Origin of the sequence: Shewanella sp. SM71 (assembly GCF_025653905.1) — a bacterium.
Lineage (GTDB): Bacteria > Pseudomonadota > Gammaproteobacteria > Enterobacterales > Shewanellaceae > Shewanella > Shewanella oncorhynchi.
Map to the genome: position 1 here is coordinate 22560 of NZ_JAKKRW010000010.1, position 18878 is coordinate 41437.

General features: G+C 46.4%; 16 protein-coding genes. 4 read left to right on the forward strand and 12 right to left on the reverse strand.

All coding sequences use genetic code 11. The features are described 5' to 3' along the window. The first annotated feature begins 475 nt into the window (after positions 1 to 475). Complete coding sequence (locus L5L97_RS11395; RefSeq protein WP_263182016.1) at positions 476 to 811, forward strand: hypothetical protein; 336 nt, start codon at positions 476 to 478, stop codon at positions 809 to 811. A gap of 171 nt (positions 812 to 982) precedes the next feature. Here the strand turns inward: L5L97_RS11395 and glpK are convergent, their stop codons facing one another. The 6 genes from glpK to leuA all read right to left on the reverse strand — a co-directional run bounded on the left by glpK (position 983) and on the right by leuA (position 9325). Then, complete coding sequence (gene glpK, locus L5L97_RS11400) at positions 983 to 2467, reverse strand: glycerol kinase GlpK (protein WP_263182018.1); 1485 nt, start codon at positions 2465 to 2467, stop codon at positions 983 to 985. 191 nt (positions 2468 to 2658) lie between these two features. Continuing rightward, complete coding sequence (locus L5L97_RS11405) at positions 2659 to 4008, reverse strand: outer membrane protein transport protein (protein WP_263182019.1); 1350 nt, start codon at positions 4006 to 4008, stop codon at positions 2659 to 2661. Positions 4009 to 4534: 526 nt separating this feature from the next. Further along, complete coding sequence (gene leuD, locus L5L97_RS11410) at positions 4535 to 5140, reverse strand: 3-isopropylmalate dehydratase small subunit (protein WP_105251184.1); 606 nt, start codon at positions 5138 to 5140, stop codon at positions 4535 to 4537. Between the two features lie 27 nt (positions 5141 to 5167). Then, positions 5168 to 6568, reverse strand: a complete 1401-nt coding sequence (gene leuC / locus L5L97_RS11415) for a 3-isopropylmalate dehydratase large subunit (RefSeq protein WP_263182144.1) — start codon at positions 6566 to 6568, stop codon at positions 5168 to 5170. A gap of 23 nt (positions 6569 to 6591) precedes the next feature. After that, on the reverse strand, positions 6592 to 7686 hold the full coding sequence (leuB, locus tag L5L97_RS11420; RefSeq protein ID WP_263182020.1) for a 3-isopropylmalate dehydrogenase: 1095 nt from the start codon (positions 7684 to 7686) through the stop codon (positions 6592 to 6594). Between the two features lie 70 nt (positions 7687 to 7756). After that, positions 7757 to 9325, reverse strand: coding sequence for a 2-isopropylmalate synthase (leuA, locus tag L5L97_RS11425; protein ID WP_263182022.1), 1569 nt, complete (start codon positions 9323 to 9325; stop codon positions 7757 to 7759). 509 nt (positions 9326 to 9834) lie between these two features. On the opposite strand from leuA, the gene L5L97_RS11430 reads away from it, so the two are divergent. Next, positions 9835 to 11616, forward strand: a complete 1782-nt coding sequence (locus L5L97_RS11430; protein WP_263182024.1) for a diguanylate cyclase domain-containing protein — start codon at positions 9835 to 9837, stop codon at positions 11614 to 11616. On the opposite strand, the gene recQ is transcribed toward L5L97_RS11430, so the two are convergent. Beyond that, complete coding sequence (gene recQ / locus L5L97_RS11435; RefSeq protein WP_263182025.1) at positions 11598 to 13421, reverse strand: DNA helicase RecQ; 1824 nt, start codon at positions 13419 to 13421, stop codon at positions 11598 to 11600. The genes L5L97_RS11430 and recQ overlap by 19 nt on opposite strands. A 327-nt stretch (positions 13422 to 13748) precedes the next feature. On the opposite strand from recQ, the gene L5L97_RS11440 reads away from it, so the two are divergent. Beyond that, complete coding sequence (locus tag L5L97_RS11440) at positions 13749 to 14213, forward strand: thioesterase family protein (protein ID WP_219255934.1); 465 nt, start codon at positions 13749 to 13751, stop codon at positions 14211 to 14213. Positions 14214 to 14418: 205 nt separating this feature from the next. Further along, the gene (gene rarD, locus L5L97_RS11445) at positions 14419 to 15303 is read left to right on the forward strand and encodes an EamA family transporter RarD (protein WP_113941091.1); all 885 of its coding nucleotides are present in this window, start codon (positions 14419 to 14421) and stop codon (positions 15301 to 15303) included. Positions 15304 to 15352: 49 nt separating this feature from the next. On the opposite strand, the gene L5L97_RS11450 is transcribed toward rarD, so the two are convergent. From L5L97_RS11450 to radC, 5 genes are all read right to left on the reverse strand, one after another. Further along, positions 15353 to 15871 carry a PH domain-containing protein gene (locus L5L97_RS11450; protein WP_263182027.1) on the reverse strand — a complete coding sequence of 173 codons (519 nt, stop codon included), beginning with the start codon at positions 15869 to 15871 and terminating at the stop codon, positions 15353 to 15355. A gap of 119 nt (positions 15872 to 15990) precedes the next feature. Further along, positions 15991 to 17310 carry an amino-acid N-acetyltransferase gene (argA, locus tag L5L97_RS11455; RefSeq protein ID WP_263182029.1) on the reverse strand — a complete coding sequence of 440 codons (1320 nt, stop codon included), beginning with the start codon at positions 17308 to 17310 and terminating at the stop codon, positions 15991 to 15993. A 322-nt stretch (positions 17311 to 17632) separates the two neighbouring features. Then, positions 17633 to 17806 carry a 50S ribosomal protein L33 gene (gene rpmG, locus L5L97_RS11460; RefSeq protein ID WP_006079871.1) on the reverse strand — a complete coding sequence of 58 codons (174 nt, stop codon included), beginning with the start codon at positions 17804 to 17806 and terminating at the stop codon, positions 17633 to 17635. Positions 17807 to 17812: 6 nt separating this feature from the next. Further along, positions 17813 to 18049 carry a 50S ribosomal protein L28 gene (gene rpmB / locus L5L97_RS11465; RefSeq protein WP_006079870.1) on the reverse strand — a complete coding sequence of 79 codons (237 nt, stop codon included), beginning with the start codon at positions 18047 to 18049 and terminating at the stop codon, positions 17813 to 17815. A 121-nt stretch (positions 18050 to 18170) separates the two neighbouring features. Continuing rightward, entirely contained in the window at positions 18171 to 18848 is a 678-nt protein-coding gene (radC, locus tag L5L97_RS11470) for a RadC family protein (RefSeq protein WP_113941095.1), read from the reverse strand. Positions 18849 to 18878: the final 30 nt, after the last annotated feature.

Consider the following 18878-nt stretch of genomic DNA (forward strand, 5'->3'; position numbering starts at 1 on the left):
GATTGACTAAACAGAGGAAACAACAGGAATAAATAGCGCCGATATATTCAGCAACCTTTTGCTTTCAGGTGCTTGCGATGAAAAAAATGGGGAATTATTTCTGTATTTGTGGGATTTTACGGGTCGAAAAATAACGTCAAACTCAAAAACGCAACAAAACAAACTTACGTCCATCCTTATTCGACAGTCAAAAAAGAGTTGAAATCAGCATAAAAATCTAAATTTTTATTCCAAATAAAGACGTTCATCTTTTTACTAATGGCTGAATATTAATGTCGCGATTGCGAGAAAGATCAAAAATCCCACGTAAAATCCACCAAAAGAACCACTTTCTCCCTATACATTCACCTTAATACCCGCACTAGCTACCTAATGGCTCGCCTTATTCGCCTTAACAAGTTAAACGGCGTATAGTCTAAATATTGACCTACTTCAGCCGATATCATATTAAGAGGTGTAATAACAAGGAGGCGTTATGAGTGGATTGGATAGCATTTATGCCATGCTGGCACAGCCAGTAAAAGCCGTGTTTCACCCTAAACGGGTTGTTGACCAAGTCAGCAGCGCAAGCGCAAATGCCCCCGATAGCCATGAAACACCGCAGTCGCAGTTACCTCCAGCGTTAGAAAGCCGTAATACTAAAATCAGGGAAAGACGCAAAGAATCAGATAACAATAAAAATAAGAAACGCCGTGCATCGGATGAAACCGAAACGCTAAAACTAAAAGAAGGTGTCGTACTTGAAGTGACCGATGATTCCGCAGAAATCAAGAAGCCACCGAGCCAACATATCATTGATGTAGAAGTATAAATCCGTACTGATATAAAACGGAAAAGGCGCAATCCCATTGGATTAGCGCCTTTTTATTAGCCTCTTTTTAGCAGCACTATCGAGCATGCCTGAAATCAGGCCAGATTTCGAATCATGCGATACCTCAAATTAAGTTTTATCTCAAACCAATGCCGCCTCAAAGCGTATTGTTTAAGTTCGAGTTCTGGCCACCGCGTCCTGCCAACCTGCGTATAGCTGTACTCGAGTCTGGGCATCGATATTAGGGATAAAATGCTTATCAATGCAGGCTTTGTGCTCAAGCTCTATCACACTCTCCCAAAAGCCCACTGCCAACCCAGCTAAAAATGCCGCACCCAAAGCGGTTGTCTCACAAACGCTTGGTCTTAACACTTCGACATCGGTAATGTCGGCTTGAAATTGCATCAAAAAATCATTAGCGACCGCGCCGCCATCCACCTTTAAACGCTTAAGGCTAACGCCACTGTCTTTGATCATGGCATCGAGTAAATCTTTACTCTGATAAGCGATGGATTCTAACGCCGCCCGAATAATATGATTACGATTCGCCCCGCGTGTCAGACCAAATAGCGCACCACGGGCATTGGGATCCCAATAGGGCGCACCGAGTCCCACAAAAGCGGGCACCAGATACACGCCATTAGTATCGGCGACCTTAGAGGCAAAGTACTCAGTATCACTGGCATCACGAATAAGCCCCAGTTCATCTCGCAGCAATTGAATGGTCGCTCCGCCCATAAAGACTGAACCTTCAAGGGCATAGTTCACTTCACCCTTAGGCCCCACGGCAACTGTAGTCAATAAGCCATGGTTTGAGCGCACCGCTTTTGTCCCTGTATTCATCAACAAAAAACAACCAGTACCGTAGGTATTCTTCGCCATGCCGGGCTCGACACATAACTGACCAAAAAGCGCAGCCTGTTGATCGCCCGCCATTCCTGCAACTTGGATTTCACTGCCTTCGCCAGCAATCCGTGTTGTACCATACACGCTGCAGGAAGGTTTAACTTCTGGCAACATAGACGCCGGAATATCTAAGGCTTCGAGTAACTTATTATCCCAAGTCAGGCTATGGATATTGAATAGTAGAGTGCGGGCAGCATTGGTGGGATCGGTGACATGCACCTTGCCCTCGGTTAACTTCCACACGAGCCAAGTATCGATAGTGCCGAACAACAACTCACCACGCTCGGCTTGCTCACGGGCATTGGGCACATTATCTAGAATCCATTTGATCTTAGTGCCTGAAAAATAAGGGTCGAGTAATAAACCGGTATTCTCACGCACATATTCTTCTAACCCTTGAGCTTTGAGTTGCTCACAAATCTCAGCGCTGCGACGGCACTGCCACACTATCGCGTTATAAATAGGTTTACCTGTGGCCTTCTCCCATATAACAGTGGTTTCCCTCTGATTGGTAATGCCAATGGCGGCCACTTCATCGCTGTGAATACCCGCACGCGCCAATACTTCAATTAACACTGAACTTTGGCTTGCCCAAATCTCCATGGGATCATGCTCGACCCAACCCGGATTAGGGTACAACTGGGTAAATTCCCGCTGGGACACGCTGACAATGTTTGCGTCGTGATCGAACACTATCGCCCTTGAGCTGGTCGTGCCTTGATCTAAGGCCACCACGTATTTTTTCTGCACGCTACTATCCTATCTGAACTCTCCGCGCCTTTTTATGCTGGCGAGAATTAACATGATCCACCGACTTATGCAGTGAATATATTCGGAATTTACCGCCGTGACCAGCAAGCAAGCCGTCAAACAAGATCACTCCACCATGCTATAACCATAAAAAAGCCCTGAAGATTCAGGGCTTTTTTAACATACTGAACTTACATCTTGTAGCTCATTTGGATACCCGCAAGCCATACATCGCCGCTTGCTTCGCCGTTAAAGTTAACAGTCGCGAGGTTCAATAGGTTTTGCTGTTCATTGATTGGCGCATCGCCAGTCGCTTTAATATAAGTCACAGCAAAATCAACGTTCAGGTTCTTAGTTGCCTGATAACCTGCGCCCACAGAGAACCACAGACGGTCAGAGTCTGGAATTGTGGTTGTGCGCCACTCGTCATTTGCCGCCGTTTTATCTAAAGCAACACCGGCACGCACTAACCAATCGTTATTCACTTGATAAGTCGTCCCTAGCGCGAAGCGCCAGTTATCTTCGAAGTGCTCTTCTTTAACTAAATCAGACTCCAAGCCGCCTTTAGGCTTAACTTCACCAGGGAAATAAGCCACTAGTTGATCGAATACGCTCCAATCGGTCCAGTTCACACTCGCATGCATGGCCCAGTTATCGGTCAATTGGTGATGGGAAGCTATCTCTGCAAAAGCGGGCAATTCAAGCGGTAAATAACCTTCAATGGACACATCTTGGCCGCCAGTGTACAAGACGCCAGAAGCATGACCATCCAAATCCAGTTGCACGCCGCTGTGATAAGCAAAACCCAAACGGTGAGCCGGATTGATCTGCCAGCTTGCACCTAACTGCCAGCCATAACCCACATCATCACCCTTCATGCTTTTCAGCTCAGTGCCACCTGGAGGTAACACAGCCTGCACAGGAGCCGGCAGAGCAGGTTTGATACCATCGACCCAACCTGGTAATGAGGCACCGATTTCGCCTTCACCATAAACGATCCGTACACCAGCACCAACGCTGACAGCATCATTAATGCGATAAGCGATGTTTGGATTAAATTCAACGGTCGTAACCGAAGTCTTGTTACCAAAAATAGCCGCTGCGTGGGTAGCGGGTAATTCAGTGGCTAGACCATAATTAGAGTTTACCGCTAGGCCCCAAGTCCATTGATCATTTAGCTGATTTGAATAATAAAAATTTGGCACAAGTGCGTCATCGGCCACATCTAGTGCATCGCCACCTTTCATAACAACAGGATTTGGAGCAATTAACGGTGAGCTAAGGCTCACATCACCAGTCACATCGACGTTTGGCATAACGTAAATGCCACCCGCGGACAACTGGCGTCCTTCTAAATAAGTGAGCATTGCAGGATTTCGACCTTGAGCCGAAGCGTTATCCGCCATCGCGGCTTCACCCGCAAAGGCGCGACCTAAACCTGTAGCAGAGTATTCCGCAAGTTGAAAACCCGCGGCATGGAGTTGAGTCGTTGAACTTAACAAGGCTGCAGTGACAGCCAAAGTCAGAAGACGTTTTTGCATTGTTATTCTCTAATCATATTATTGTTATCTGTACTACTTAGATGAGTACTGCGGCGTTCAGGCAAAATAGAGCAAACGCTCCATATTGAATGCGCAGCAGTTTACTTATGCAGAAGATGTTTGCAACCGAAGGAGATAAAACAGACAGAAACTCTAAAGAAATGCGACTTTAAAACAGATTTAGTGACATACATCACCATTCAAACAAAAGCCAACCTTTAAACACTCAAAAATCATTCACGACAGTCGTGAGATTTAAATTAAGAACCCAACAAATACCAATATTAAACAACAAGATAAAAAATTAAAACTTTGGAACACCTGTAAATCATTTAAACTCGACAAATTCAGCATAAATCACTGCGGAGAATAAAATTTTCTAGTACCCAAACAACAATGAAAATTTATTTCTTAAAATACAAACAATTAAATTAAGCGAATATTGAGATTCAAAACAAAAACGCCTAGGTATTAACCTAGGCGCTTAAATATAGACTCAACACGAGTACAAATGTGCGCTGAAAGTTTAGCGGCGCCAACCTTGGATTTGAGTTTCGTACTGACTGATTTGCGCAGCATGGGACAAGGTCAGCCCAATAGCATCTAACCCATTGAGTAACTTATGTCTCGCCGACTCTGCCAGCGTAAAACTAAACTCGGCACCTGACGGTGCAATCACTTTACAGCTGGTGAGATCAACCGTGATTTGCGCGCCTTCTTCTGCCGCCACTTCATCCATCAACTGACGCACCTGCGCGTGGGTTAACGCCACAGGCAATAGGCCGTTATTGATTGAGTTGCCGTAAAAAATGTCGGCAAAACTCGGTGCAATGATGGCGCGCAAACCGAAGTCTGCCAGCGCCCAAGGCGCATGTTCGCGGCTTGAACCACAACCAAAGTTTTCCTGCGACAAAAGAATTGAAGCGCCTTTATAACGAGGCTGGTTCAATGAAAACTCAGGATTAGGCACATCGCCCGCATCATCTAAATAACGCCAGTCATGAAATAAGTGCACGCCAAAACCATCGCGCGTCACCTTAGACAAAAACTGTTTCGGAATGATCTGATCCGTATCGATATTGGTGCTGTCGATCATGACCGCAAGCCCGGTATGGGTCGTAAAAGGTTGCATTAACTTCTCCTCTTGGGTTTACGGTAATTAGTAAGGTTTACGAATATCGACAAAATGCCCAGCCACCGCAGCGGCGGCGGCCATTGCTGGGCTCACTAAATGGGTGCGACTGCCACGGCCTTGGCGACCTTCGAAGTTACGATTACTGGTCGAAGCACAGCGATCACCCGCTTCTAATCTGTCATCGTTCATCGCTAAACACATGGAACAACCCGGTAAACGCCACTCAAACCCGGCTTTGATAAAGATTTTATCTAAGCCTTCGGCTTCGGCTTGGGCTTTCACTTGACCAGAACCAGGTACTACAATCGCGGTGACGCCACTCGCGACTTTACGGCCTTTAGCATGCACGGCGGCGCTGCGTAAATCTTCAATCCGCGAGTTAGTACATGAACCGATAAATACTTTGTTGATGTTGATATCTGTCATAGGCGTACCCGCACTCAGGCCAATGTATTCTAAGGCCTTTTCCATGCTGGCACGGGTGCTTGGGTTGGCTTCATCAATAGGATTTGGCACTTTTCCATCGATCGCTACGACTTGGCCGGGGTTTGTACCCCAAGTCAATTGTGGCGCAATATCGGCGGCATCTAACTCAACGACAGCATCAAACACGGCGCCGTCATCGGTTTTAATGGCTTTCCAGTAAGCGATAGCCTCTGCCCAATCTTCGCCCTTGGGTGCAAACTCGCGGCCTGCTAAATAGTCGAAAGTGGTTTGATCCGGCGCGACCATGCCCGCCTTAGCGCCCATCTCAATCGCCATATTGCACACTGTCATGCGGCCTTCCATCGACAGGGCTTCAATCGCCTCACCACAGAACTCCACCACATAACCCGTGCCGCCATCCATGCCGATTCTGCCAATAATAGCGAGTACGATATCTTTGGCGGTCACGCCATCGGTGACATGACCACGCACTTCAATCTTCATGGTCTTAGCTTTTAGCTGACGCAAAGTTTGCGTCGCTAAAACGTGCTCAACTTCAGATGTTCCAATGCCAAACGCCAATGCGCCAAAGGCGCCATGGGTCGCGGTATGGGAATCACCACAGACAATCACAGTGCCGGGTAAGGTAATCCCTAACTCTGGCCCCATTACATGCACAATCCCTTGATTAGGATGATGAATGTCGTATAAACGCACGCCAAAGTCTTTACAGTTTTGCGCTAGGGTTTCAACCTGTGTGCGCGCCATTGGGCTTAGGGCATCCAAGCTGGCGCTACGGGTCGAAGTGTTGTGATCCATAGTGGCAAAGGTTTTTTCCGGTGCACGCAGTTTGCGGCCCGCCACTTTTAAGCCACTAAATGCTTGGGGAGAAGTCACTTCATGGACTAAATGTCTGTCGACATAAATGATCGGCGCTTCACCTTCAGGAGTCGCTACAACGTGGGCATCCCATACTTTTTGATACAGCGTTTTTGCCACCGAGTTTTTTGGCACAGTCATCATTACACACCTTCCTTTATAGCATTGGCGATAAAGTCACCCATCTCGTCGGTTGATTTAGCTTGGCTACGCTTGTCTGTGCTCAATAGTTCACCGGTTAAATAGCCAGAATTTAACGCTTTGCTGACGGCACGCTCAATCGCACAGGCGGCTTCTTCTTGCTTTAGGCTGTGGCGCAGCATTAATGCCGCCGACAGAATTTGGGCGATAGGGTTTGCAATGCCTTTGCCCGCGATATCTGGCGCACTGCCACCCGCAGGTTCGAATAAACCAAAGCCAGTGCTGTTCATGCTCGCCGATGACAACAAGCCCATAGAGCCCGTTAACATCGCGATTTCGTCGGATAAAATGTCGCCGAACAGGTTAGAACATAACATCACATCGAACTCATCGGGGCGACGCAGCAGCTGCATGGTCGCGTTATCGATATAGATGTGTTCAAGCTCGACATCGGGGAAATCTACCGCCACTTCTTCAACCACTTGGCGCCATAACACTGAACAGGCGAGCACATTGGCTTTATCCACTGAGGTCACTTTTTTACGACGACCACGGGCGGCTTCGAAGGCGATGCGGGCGATACGGCTAATTTCGCGACGGCTATAACGCATGGTATCGAAGGCTTCTTCATTTTCGCCTTCGCCTTGACGACCCTTTGGCTTACCAAAATAAATGCCGCCAGTTAACTCGCGTACACATAAGACATCAAATCCACGGGCGGAAATATCGCTACGCAGCGGTGACATATGTTCTAAGCCATCATGCAATTTAGCTGGGCGCAGATTACAAAACAGTTCGAAGTGACCACGCAGTGGCAATAGCGCGCCGCGCTCAGGTTGTTCATTTGGCGGTAACTTTTCCCACTTAGGGCCACCGACTGAACCAAATAGGATCGCATCGGCCGCTTCACAGCCCTTTAGCGTGGCATCGGGTAAGGGACAACCGTGGTTATCAATGGCAATACCGCCAACATCGAATTCAGTGTATTCGATATTCAAATCGAAACGCGCTTCAACCTCACGCAACACTTTACGCGCCTCTGCCATCACTTCTGGGCCGATCCCATCCCCTGCTAATACTGCTATTTGATAACTCATACGCCAGCCAACTCCTTTAAATGTAAATGCTTTATGCTCGACCTTGCTATTCTCTGGATGCTTTTAGCGACTAGACGCCGCCTAGCTCTCGATTTTTTTGCATGCTTTGTTTGTAATCGGCAACCTTGTCTGCGCGGCACGTTAAGTTCATCACATGCACTAAAGCGCGTGCCGAGGCTTCAACCACATCGGTTGCCAAACCTACGCCGTGAAAGTTTTGCTCGTGGTAAACCGCGGTAATATCCACTTGGCCTAAGGCATTTTGACCTACGCCTTTAGCGCCTAGCTTGTAGCTGATGATATCGATTCGACGATCGGTTGCGCGAGCAATCGCGTTATAGGCAGCATCAACAGGACCATTACCCGTTGCGGCTTCGGTTTTAATTTCGCCGCCCACTTCGATACGCACAGTCGCCGTAGCAACGCCTTCAGTTGAGTCAGACTGCACCACTAATTGCTGCAATTGATAGTGATTGTCTTCTTCGGCCTGTGCTTCCATAAAGGCTAAGGCTTCTAAATCATAATCAAATACTTGTCCTTTTTTATCTGCCAATTTTAGAAACTCTTCATACAGAGTATCCATATTGTAATCGTGCTCGCTATAGCCCATTTCCTCCATGCGATGCTTGATCACATGGCGACCCGAGCGCGAGGTCATATTCAAGTTATTGCGATTCAAACCTATGCTTTCTGGCGTCATGATTTCATAGGTATTTTGTGCTTTTAACATGCCATCCTGATGGATGCCCGACGAATGGGTAAAGGCATTGGCACCGACAATAGCCTTGTTCGCCTGCACTGGCATATTGCATAACTGGCTGACTAAATTAGAAGTACGGTGAATTTCTTTGGCATTAATGCCCGTTTCTAATCCCAACATCCCCTTACGCGTCGCTAAAATCATCGCGATCTCTTCCAGTGAACAGTTACCCGCACGCTCACCTATGCCATTGATCGTACATTCAATTTGACGCGCACCGTGCTGCACTGCGGTAATCGAGTTAGCCACAGATAAACCTAAGTCATCGTGGCAATGCACTGAGATCACCGCTTGGTCAATATTCGGCACGCGGTTAAACAGGGTTTGGATAATAGTGCCAAACTCGCTTGGCACTGTGTAACCGACCGTATCGGGAATATTAATGGTGCGTGCGCCCGCACGAATGGCGGCCTCTACCATACGACATAGATTATCGATGGGCGTACGCCCCGCATCCTCACAGGAAAACTCCACGTCATCAGTAAAACGGCGGGCATACTTCACCGCGCCTACGGCCATCTCTAACACTTGATCGAAGGAGCGCTTCAACTTGCTCTCAACGTGAATCGTCGAGGTCGAGATAAAGGTATGGATACGGAATTGATCTGCAACTGACAAGGCCTGCGCCGCGGCATCTATATCCTTTTCCAATGCACGGGATAATGCACAAACGCGGCTATTTTTAATGGTACGCGCTATGGTCTGCACTGACTCAAAATCACCGGGTGAAGAAACCGGAAAACCCACTTCCATCACATCCACACCGAGACGTTCCAGCGCCATAGCGATCTGTAGTTTTTCTTTGACCGACAAACTTGCGGCTAACGCCTGCTCACCATCACGCAAGGTAGTATCAAATATTATGACTCTGTTAGACATCTCGCTTCTCCATGGAACGTCACCGTTCGTTAGTTAATTTTTGCCGTATTCAGATACAAAAAACCCCGCAACATCGGTGCGGGGTTTGTGAATGCTTTGCCTCTTTATCGAGCGTGCAACACTAAGACCTCCGCGTATAAACCGCGAGAGAGAGAAGGAGGAGGTCGAGTTTGCGGCTAATAATATTCATTTAATCTGTATATTTATTCTGTTTGAATCATTGAGGACGGTTAATATTTAACTTGCCTAGCCGATAGTGTCAACCCTAATTTTTTCATGTTCCACTCATTCAACCTGTCTTAAGGCTAATAACGGTGAGTTTCATCCCCAAATTAGTGATCGATTCCACAGAATTAACCAGCTGTTTGGATTCAGAAATCACTGGGATGTGTTAACTTATTCCCCTTAGAAAAAAATAGTTTTTTATGCAAAAAACGATTAAGAAAAGTTATAATCCCGCCTTAGTGATTAGGGATATTAGAACTTACACATTTTATATGGAGCACAAAATGGATTTTCGCGTCTTGGTACTGAGCCTGTTGTTATGGCTGTTTCCCTTTGGGGCCAGTGCTATAGACCAATTAGATGAACTCACTGAACTCGTCTACCAATATCCCAGTAAAGCACTCACTCAAATAACAGCGTTAGAAAAACAATTTGCGACCAGTGCAAGCTCAGATATCAATCGACTCAGATTAAGTGTGTTGAAATGCCAAAACCTACTACAAATAGGGGAAAATGAAGCCGCTATCAACGTCGCTCAATTAGGCGAAGCAAACGCTAAACAACTTAAGCTAGATCAAGTACGACCTTACTTTTTGATTTGCCAAGCCGATGCAAACCTTAGCTATAACAATATTCAAAATGCCCTACCTTTGCTTGATTCAGCCATTAACCTAGCGCGACGTTACCAGCAACCACAAGCCTTAGTCGATGCCTTACGCTTACGTGGCCAACTCGATACCAATACAGACAACTTCTCTTCCGCTATCGAAGATTTACGCCTCGCGATTGATATTTATCCGGATATTCATGCTCAAACCCAAAATTGGATTTGGCCACCACAGGCCTATGTGTATGCCGCGATGGGAAATTTACTTTATGCCACCCATGATTTCCCCCAAGCCATGTATTACACCAACTTAGGTATACAAAGTGCCGATGCAAAAGGGAAAGTTTTACACTTTATTTTACGCAATGCAGCTCGGATAGCGCTTGATAATCAAGAGTTTGATTACAGTGATAAACTCGAACAACAAGCTAAAGCGCTTTTACCTGAGCTAGGTTCACCACTTGAACTCGCCTACAGTTATGCCATTTTGGCCTCAATCGCGCTCGATAAAGGCCGCATCGATAATGCCGAAGAATATCTTTCTATCGCGATTAATACGTTTAAAAAACAAAATCAACAATTAGCGACAATGCGTTCAACTCGCCTACTCGCCCAAATTCGTTTTGCTCAGCATCAAGAAGATGCCGCTTTAATCCTCATGAATCACGCTATTGAGCAAGCTGAAAACCTAAAACAATACTCAGATCTCAAAGGGTTTTACGGGATCATGAGCGATCACTACTTAGAAGAAGGGGATTTTAAACAAGCCTATTCTTTCTTACTCAAACGTTATAGAGCGGCCGAGCTCACCAATCAAGCGATGAATAATGCTCGAATATTGCAGTTTAAGGCCCGTCTAAATCAACAAGATCTGCAGCAGGAGCCAAATAGCACTGCACCAGAAAAAGATTCAATCTTACAAGAGCTAAATGTCGATTGGGCCTATAGCACACTGTTCTTAATCGCAATGGCATTATTGGGTGGAGCTATTTGGTATTTGATTGATAAACAGAATAATCGTGCCCCACATATTGAAGGTAATGAACCTGCGGAAACGCTGCTCCAACAAGTCACATCAGCATTAAACAGTGCCAAACAAGGTAATTACCCACTGTCTTTATTATTGTTTAATGCGAGTCAGATCCGTCAAGTTGACATACCTCTCTTACAGGATGAGCTACAACACAGACTACGGGAGCAAGATAAGTTAATCCGATATTCAATGGATGAAATTGTCATTATCCTACCGCATACCTCGGCAACTGGCGCTAAAAGAGTCGTTAGTCAGTTAGTTGCTTGCATTCAGCCTTGGCAGGGTTCAAGTAAGGTCAATATTGGTATAGCGGCGATGCAACAGTTTGATACCTTAGAGTCTTTAATTAAGCGGGCCAGTATCAATCAATTGGGCAAGGTTAAAATCAATGAGAATACTTCAAACCATTATTCTCCCGCTAAATAAGCCGTAATTTCATCGAGAAAAGCGTCACCGAAACGACTCAGTTTACGCTCGCCAACCCCGTTGACGGCGAGCATTTCCCCCGCGCTCGTTGGCATCATGGCAGCCATTTCTGCGAGGGTAGCGTCGTTAAAGACTAAATACGGCGGCACATCCTGCTGCTCGGCTATGGTTCTTCGCAGTAACTTGAGTCGTGCGAACAGCTTACGATCGTAGTTCAACGGTGCTTTAGACTGACTCGCCTTACGTTTTGTGGTCGTTAACTGAATACGCGGTTCGGCGAGCATTAACGCTACGTCACCTTTGAGCACAGGTCGTGCCGATGGGTTTAAGGTAATAGATGAGCCGCGGGTCACATCTTGACTCGCCAGTCCCAAATGAATGAGTTGACGGATCACACTCAACCAATATTCATGGCTCTTGTCTTTACCAATCCCCCAAGTCGTGAGTTTGTCATGCCCTCGATCGACTATCGGTGCGCCTTTCGAACCGCGCAACACTTCAATTAAATGATTGATACCAAAACGCTGGCCTAAACGGAAAATACATGACAACACCTTCTGCGCATCTTCGGTGCCGTTATAACGCTTAGGCGGGTCGAGGCAAATGTCGCAGTTACCACAGGGCTCTAATGCACTCTCATCGAAGTAATGCAGCAACACTTGGCGGCGACAGGTCTGCGCCTCGGCAAAGGCAGCCATAGTATTAAGTTTGTGGAATTCGACCTGTTGCTGCGGCCCAGGTTCAGACTGTTCAATCAAATGTCTGACCCGACCAATATCGGCGGGATCGAACAACATAAAAGCTTCTGCATCGAGCCCATCACGTCCTGCTCGGCCCGTTTCCTGATAATAGGCTTCGATACTTTTCGGGATATCGTAATGCACTACAAAGCGCACATTCGACTTATTAATCCCCATACCAAAAGCCACAGTGGCAACCACAATATCAATTTGATCTTTAAGAAAACTGTCCTGTACTGCTCCACGGTCTTCCTGCGTCATTCCTGCATGATAGGCCTTGGCATTAAAACCTTGCAGGCATAAACGGTCAGCCACTTCATCGACACGGCGGCGACTGCTGCAATAAATAATGCCGTTAGTACCATTCTGCTGCGTTAAAAAATGCCGTAACTGATTAGCTGCATTAAGCTTTTCGGCGACTGTATAGCGAATATTGGGCCGATCGAAACTTGAAAGTAAACGGAACGGGTCAATACCGAGCCGCTCACAAATACTCTGTCGAGTCGCCTGATCTGCTGTTGCGGTCAGCGCCATCATGGGCACATAGGGGAAGAGTTGCTTTAACTGGCCGAGCGCCGCATATTCAGGGCGAAAATCATGACCCCACTGACTGATACAATGCGCCTCATCGATGGCAAACATCGCTAGCTGCAACGACTGCATTCGCTCAATAAAATCTGCGCTTAATAAGCGCTCTGGTGACACATAAAGCAGTTTTAACTCACCGTGGCGCAGCTGCCTTAATACTTCGGCGCTCTGCTCTCGCGGCAAAGAAGAATTCAGATAAGCCGCTGCAACACCGGTTTGCAATAAGCTATCGACTTGATCTTTCATCAAAGAAATCAATGGGGAGACGACAATAGTGATACCATTCATCATCAAGGCGGGTAACTGATAACACAGACTCTTACCGCCGCCCGTTGGCATGATCACTAAGCAATCTTGCCCGCCGCAGACACGTTCTATCACCTCCCGCTGACCGTCCCTAAAGTCACGGTAACCAAACACCTGCGCGAGGCGTTGCGAGAGCGGATCATCATGCGTGTCGAGTACGAGCTTTTCCATGGATCTTCTATGTCAAAAGTGAGGGGGCCTATTCTATACCCAAACTAGTTCAAAATGCAGGATTCAACGGTAATTTAAAGTGCTTTAGACGAGGCAATTCACCACAATTGCAGCTATTTTAACCCTAGTGGGCTAAGCCAAAAATAACGAACGCGGGGTAAAATACTTTAAAAACTGCCGAAACGGTGTCGTCATTTTAGCGACGGAGTTGCATTAGCCGTGAGCTTCACTGTAGATTAATTGCTCTAAGCCGCACTTTGTTTATCTCAGTGTTGATAACAAATCCAATTACGCCTAATGCAGTCACTCAGTGACAAGGACCCAAAAATGACCAGCCCAATCCAAGCCGAAGCTTTGAGAAGAGTCGCAGCAGTATTTGATCAACATGTCCCTTTCCATAATCTACTCGGACTCGATATCAAGCGTTATGACATTGATGGCGTCGAAGTCGTGATCAACATGAAGCCTGAGCTGATTGGCAATATCCACCAGCAAATCCTCCACGGCGGTGTCACAGCTACAGTACTGGATGTGGTCGGCGGACTTACCGCATTTGCAGGACTGGTCGCAAGCCGTGAAGATTGGACGATTGAAGAATTACAACAACGCCTCCAAACTTTAGGGACGATTGATATGCGCGTCGATTATCTGCGGCCGGGACGCGGCCTCACCTTTACGGGGACGGGCAGCGTCATTCGTGCGGGTAATCGAGTTTCAGTATGCCGCATGGAACTACATAATGAGCAAGGCACGCATATCGCTTTTGGAACAGGGACTTATATGGTGGGTTAGGTGGTTAAATTTAGATGTGTATTACTACCTTAGGGCTCAAGATTGACTAAGGTAAACGTCCTGATTAACAGGATGGTTACTCACTTTAATCGCCCATTCAATTTTTTGTGGAGATATTCTGTAACGAAAAGAACGCGGCGAATCCCTTGAGTCAGCGGTCAGACACACCTACAATCGCCACCTTGTTGTTCTTCGAAGATGTCTCATGCCAGATCTTGAATACCGCAAAGGGATCCTACTTGCCGTCAGTGCTTACTGTATGTGGGGTTTTGCGCCTTTATATTTCAAATTACTCAACCATGTTTCCGCCACCGAAATTTTGCTCCATCGAGTGATTTGGTCATTCGTGTTTATGCTGATCATTATGCAGTTTATCGGCGGTTTTTCTCGCTTACGCTTACTGTTTAAACAGCCTAAACAGTTGATGGTTCTCACCATTACTTCCATATTAATCGCGGGAAACTGGCTACTATTTATCTGGGCGGTAAATAACGATCACATGCTCGATGCCAGCCTAGGTTACTTCATCAATCCTTTACTCAACGTCTTACTCGGTATGTTATTTCTAGGCGAAAGATTGCGTAAACTGCAATGGTTTGCGGTTTCACTCGCCAGCGCTGGCGTATTGATCCAGTTAATCTCTTTTGGCTCAATTCCCATCGTCTCACTGGCACTCGCGGGCACCTTTGGTTTCTATGCGCTACTGCGAAAAAAGGTCAATGTGGATGCTAAAGCCGGATTATTGGTCGAAACCGCAGTGTTATTACCGGTAGCGCTGATTTATCTCGTCGCAACCTTAGACACAGCCACAGCGAGCATGCTGACTAATGATTGGCAATTGAATCTGATGTTAATGGCGGCTGGGATAGTGACTACCATTCCTTTGCTGTGTTTTGCAGGGGCAGCGGTACGTATTCCATTGTCTATGCTCGGCTTTTTCCAATATATTGGCCCGAGTATTATGTTCATCCTCGCGGTGAGTCTGTTCAATGAGCCCTTCGATGCCGAAAAAGGCGTGACCTTCGGCTTTATCTGGAGTGCGCTGCTCGTCTTTACCTTAGATATGGCCTATAAACGCAAAACGGCGTAAGCATTATCACGCCGATAAACACAGTGGCAGAAGTGATGACATATAATGATTACTTCTGTAACTGTGCTAAAAACTCACTCCCTTGCGGTACTGTAAGTAATAAACTGTAGCCTTTAGTCGTTGGCACTAACACTAACTGCGATTTATCTGTTATCGCCAAAAATGCCCTGCCTTTTCCCTGCAACTTAAACCAGCCTAATTGAAACCCTGGCATGCCTATGCCGTTCGTTTTAAAGCTCGGCGTTAAATCTGCCTCTTGTTGCAAATCGACTATGCGTGCCTCGGCAGGCAATAAATCCACGCGAGATAACTGCACTTTATAGAAGGGAACATCCACAGTGAGCTCTGTATCGGTTAACACTAATTCGGCGCTATTCGATTGATAGAAGACCCAAGAAAATCCGCCCATCACCACCAGCAATATACCTAAACTCGCCGACTTCGCTATCTTAGGCATATTTTTTAGCCATAACATCAGCAAGATACCCGCTAAACCGAGCAATAAGACGATAAAACTGAAGATAGAGGTTTGGGTTAAAGGGGCGAGTTCAAAAAATTGAGGACTCATTGGCAGTATCTCCCGTGCAGTGAAGTCTTAATCTGCCAATAAAGACATATTATGTCAATAAAAATGCCAGCGCTAATATGAGTACTAGGCTGGCATTGATTGGATTGATTTAGAACGGCTTAAAGATCGAGCGCGAGAATTTTTGAGCGGCGTTGATAGTTATACAACTGCTTTTTCTTCTGCGGCAGTGCTTCAACATCTTCAATCACAAAACCATGCTCTAAGAACCAGTGAATGCTCCGAGTTGTCAATGCAAACAAGCGTGAATAACCACGGTTTCTAGCCTGATTGATAATGTTCTTCAGCAGTAAGCTCCCTCTGTCGGCATCGCGATAATCGGGATGCACCACTAAACAAGCAAACTCACCCGCATTGTCCTCTTCAAAAGGATAGAGCGCAGCGCAACCAATCACTAAACCATCACGTTCAATCAACATGAACTGTTCGATTTCAATCTCAAGCTGCTCACGACTACGACGCACCAGAATGCCTTGTTCCTCCAATGGACGGATAAGGTTCAACACACCGCCAATATCGGCGATTGACGCACAGCGTAAACGCTCGGCACTCTCAGTCACGATTTGCGTGCCTATCCCTTCGCGAGAAAACAGTTCCTGCAGCAAAGCGCCATCTTCGAGGTAGCTGACTAAGTGACAACGCGGCACGCCATTACGGCAAGCATCGATACTGGCTTTCAAAAAAGCCATAGTGCCTACGCAGGCAGAACCTTGCTCGGCCAGCTTGCTCATGATGTTTTGCGCATCGTTTGGCATCAATTCGGCAATCACGTCGCCATTGCGATCGAGAATACCGTTCTGTGAGCTAAAACCGATCATCTTGTCGGCTTTGAGCTTGATCGCCACTTGGGTCGCGATTTCCTCGGCGGTTAAATTAAAGCTTTCACCGGTCACAGAAGCCGCAATCGGCCCCATCAACACTATGCAGTGATTATCTAACTGACGTTTTAAGCCTTGCACATCGATACGACGCACCTTGCCACTCAAACAAAAATCGATGCCGTTATCCACGCCTAACGGTTGAGCAATCACAAAGTTGCCGCTCACTAAGTTAATTTGCGCGCCTTGCATCGGCGTATTGCTTAAGCTCATGGATAAACGCGCTGTGATATCAAATTGCAGTGCACCCGCAACTTGCTTGATCACTTTGAGCGAGTCTTCATCCGTGATACGCACACCTTCGTGGTAGGCAGGTTCAATACCGTTGACGGCTAATGCAGCATCAATCTGCGGCCTAGCGCCATATACCAACACCACTTTGATCCCTAAACTGTGCAGCAGGGCGACATCATTTAAGATGGCGCGGAATTGATTTTGAGCCAAAGCTTCACCGCCAAGCATGACCACAAAAGTTTTACCTCTGTGAGCATTAACATAGGGGGCAGAATGACGAAATCCATCAACCAGTTCAGTGGTACGCACGCGTTATTTACACCTCATTTTTGAGCTGGCAGCGTCACTATGACACACCAGGAATGAATCGCTAACTTTCGCGTATGGTATTGCATTTTAATTCACATATAAAGAATTTATTCTCACTAAAGTGCAGATTTGATGATTTAAAGTGCTTAGAACCGCACTATTTTATATTTTCAGTAAGTGTTCACACTTTTTTAACTTCACAGGGGATGATTCAGCGGCTTAAGTTTGCGAGGCAATTATCTCAACTTGATGACTAGCCACTAAAAAAATGCAAAAAAAAGCCCCTTAAATAAGGGGCTTTTCTCGAAACACTAACCAAGGATTACTTGATTTTTGCTTCTTTGTAGATAACGTGCTGACGAATAACTGGATCAAATTTTTTGATTTCCATTTTTTCAGGCATGTTACGCTTGTTTTTTTCAGTTGTGTAGAAGTGACCAGTCTTAGCTGTAGAAACTAATTTGATCTTCTCACGATTACCTTTAGCTTTAGCCATGATCTATTATACCTTCTCGCCACGGGCACGAAGTTCAGCAACAACAACTTCGATACCTTTTTTGTCGATCAGACGGATACCTTTAGTAGATACACGTAACTGTACGAAACGCTTTTCTTCTTCTAACCAAAAACGGTGGTTTTGTAGGTTAGGTAAAAAACGACGACGGGTCGCGTTTTTTGCATGCGAACGGTTGTTACCAACCATCGGCTTCTTGCCAGTAACTTGGCATACTCTTGACATGTCAATCTTCTCCAAAAACAATTTTAACGCTCGAGCATTAATGTGCCTCGTATGGCCGTCGCCCGAGGCACAAAGAGGGCGCATTTTATACACGATCACAGAGTGAAGATCAAGTGTTAGATTAATTAATCCAGCCTCGTTCTGCAAAAGAAACTATCTCTCGATCACCTACAACCATATGGTCCAACAAGGATACGTCTATGGTTGCTAACGCATTTTTTAATCGCTCAGTTATTCGTCGGTCAGCCTGACTGGGCTCGGCAATACCAGACGGATGATTATGACAAACTATAACTGCTGCGGCCTTTTTCTCCAGCACTAAGCTCACCACTTCACGTGGATACACTGATGCTGAGTCTATTGTGCCGCGGAATAATTCGACAAATTGAATCACTCTATGCTGGCTATCCAGCAGTAAAACTGCGAACACTTCATAGGAGCGATCGGCCAATTGTCGCATTAAATAGTCCCGAGTTAAATCGGGATTTGTCAAAACCTGACCTCTTTGCAGATTTTCCTGCGCTACACGCCGCGCTAATTCGGCCGCAGCTTGAAGCTGGGCGTATTTTACAGGTCCTACGCCCGGAAGTCGACACACCTGATTTCTTGGGGCACAGAGCAGGTTTCTGAGGCCGCCAAACTCGCAAATAAGCGACCTAGCAAGGTCAACCGCGTTTAATCCGGCTAAACCGTTACGCAGCAATACTGCCAGTAATTCAGCATCGGAGAGATGCGCAGCTCCTTTTTGTAACAGTTTATCTCTGGGACCTTCGCCCTCAGGCCAATCTTTAATCCCCATGTGACCTCCCTGTCATCTCACATATTTTCA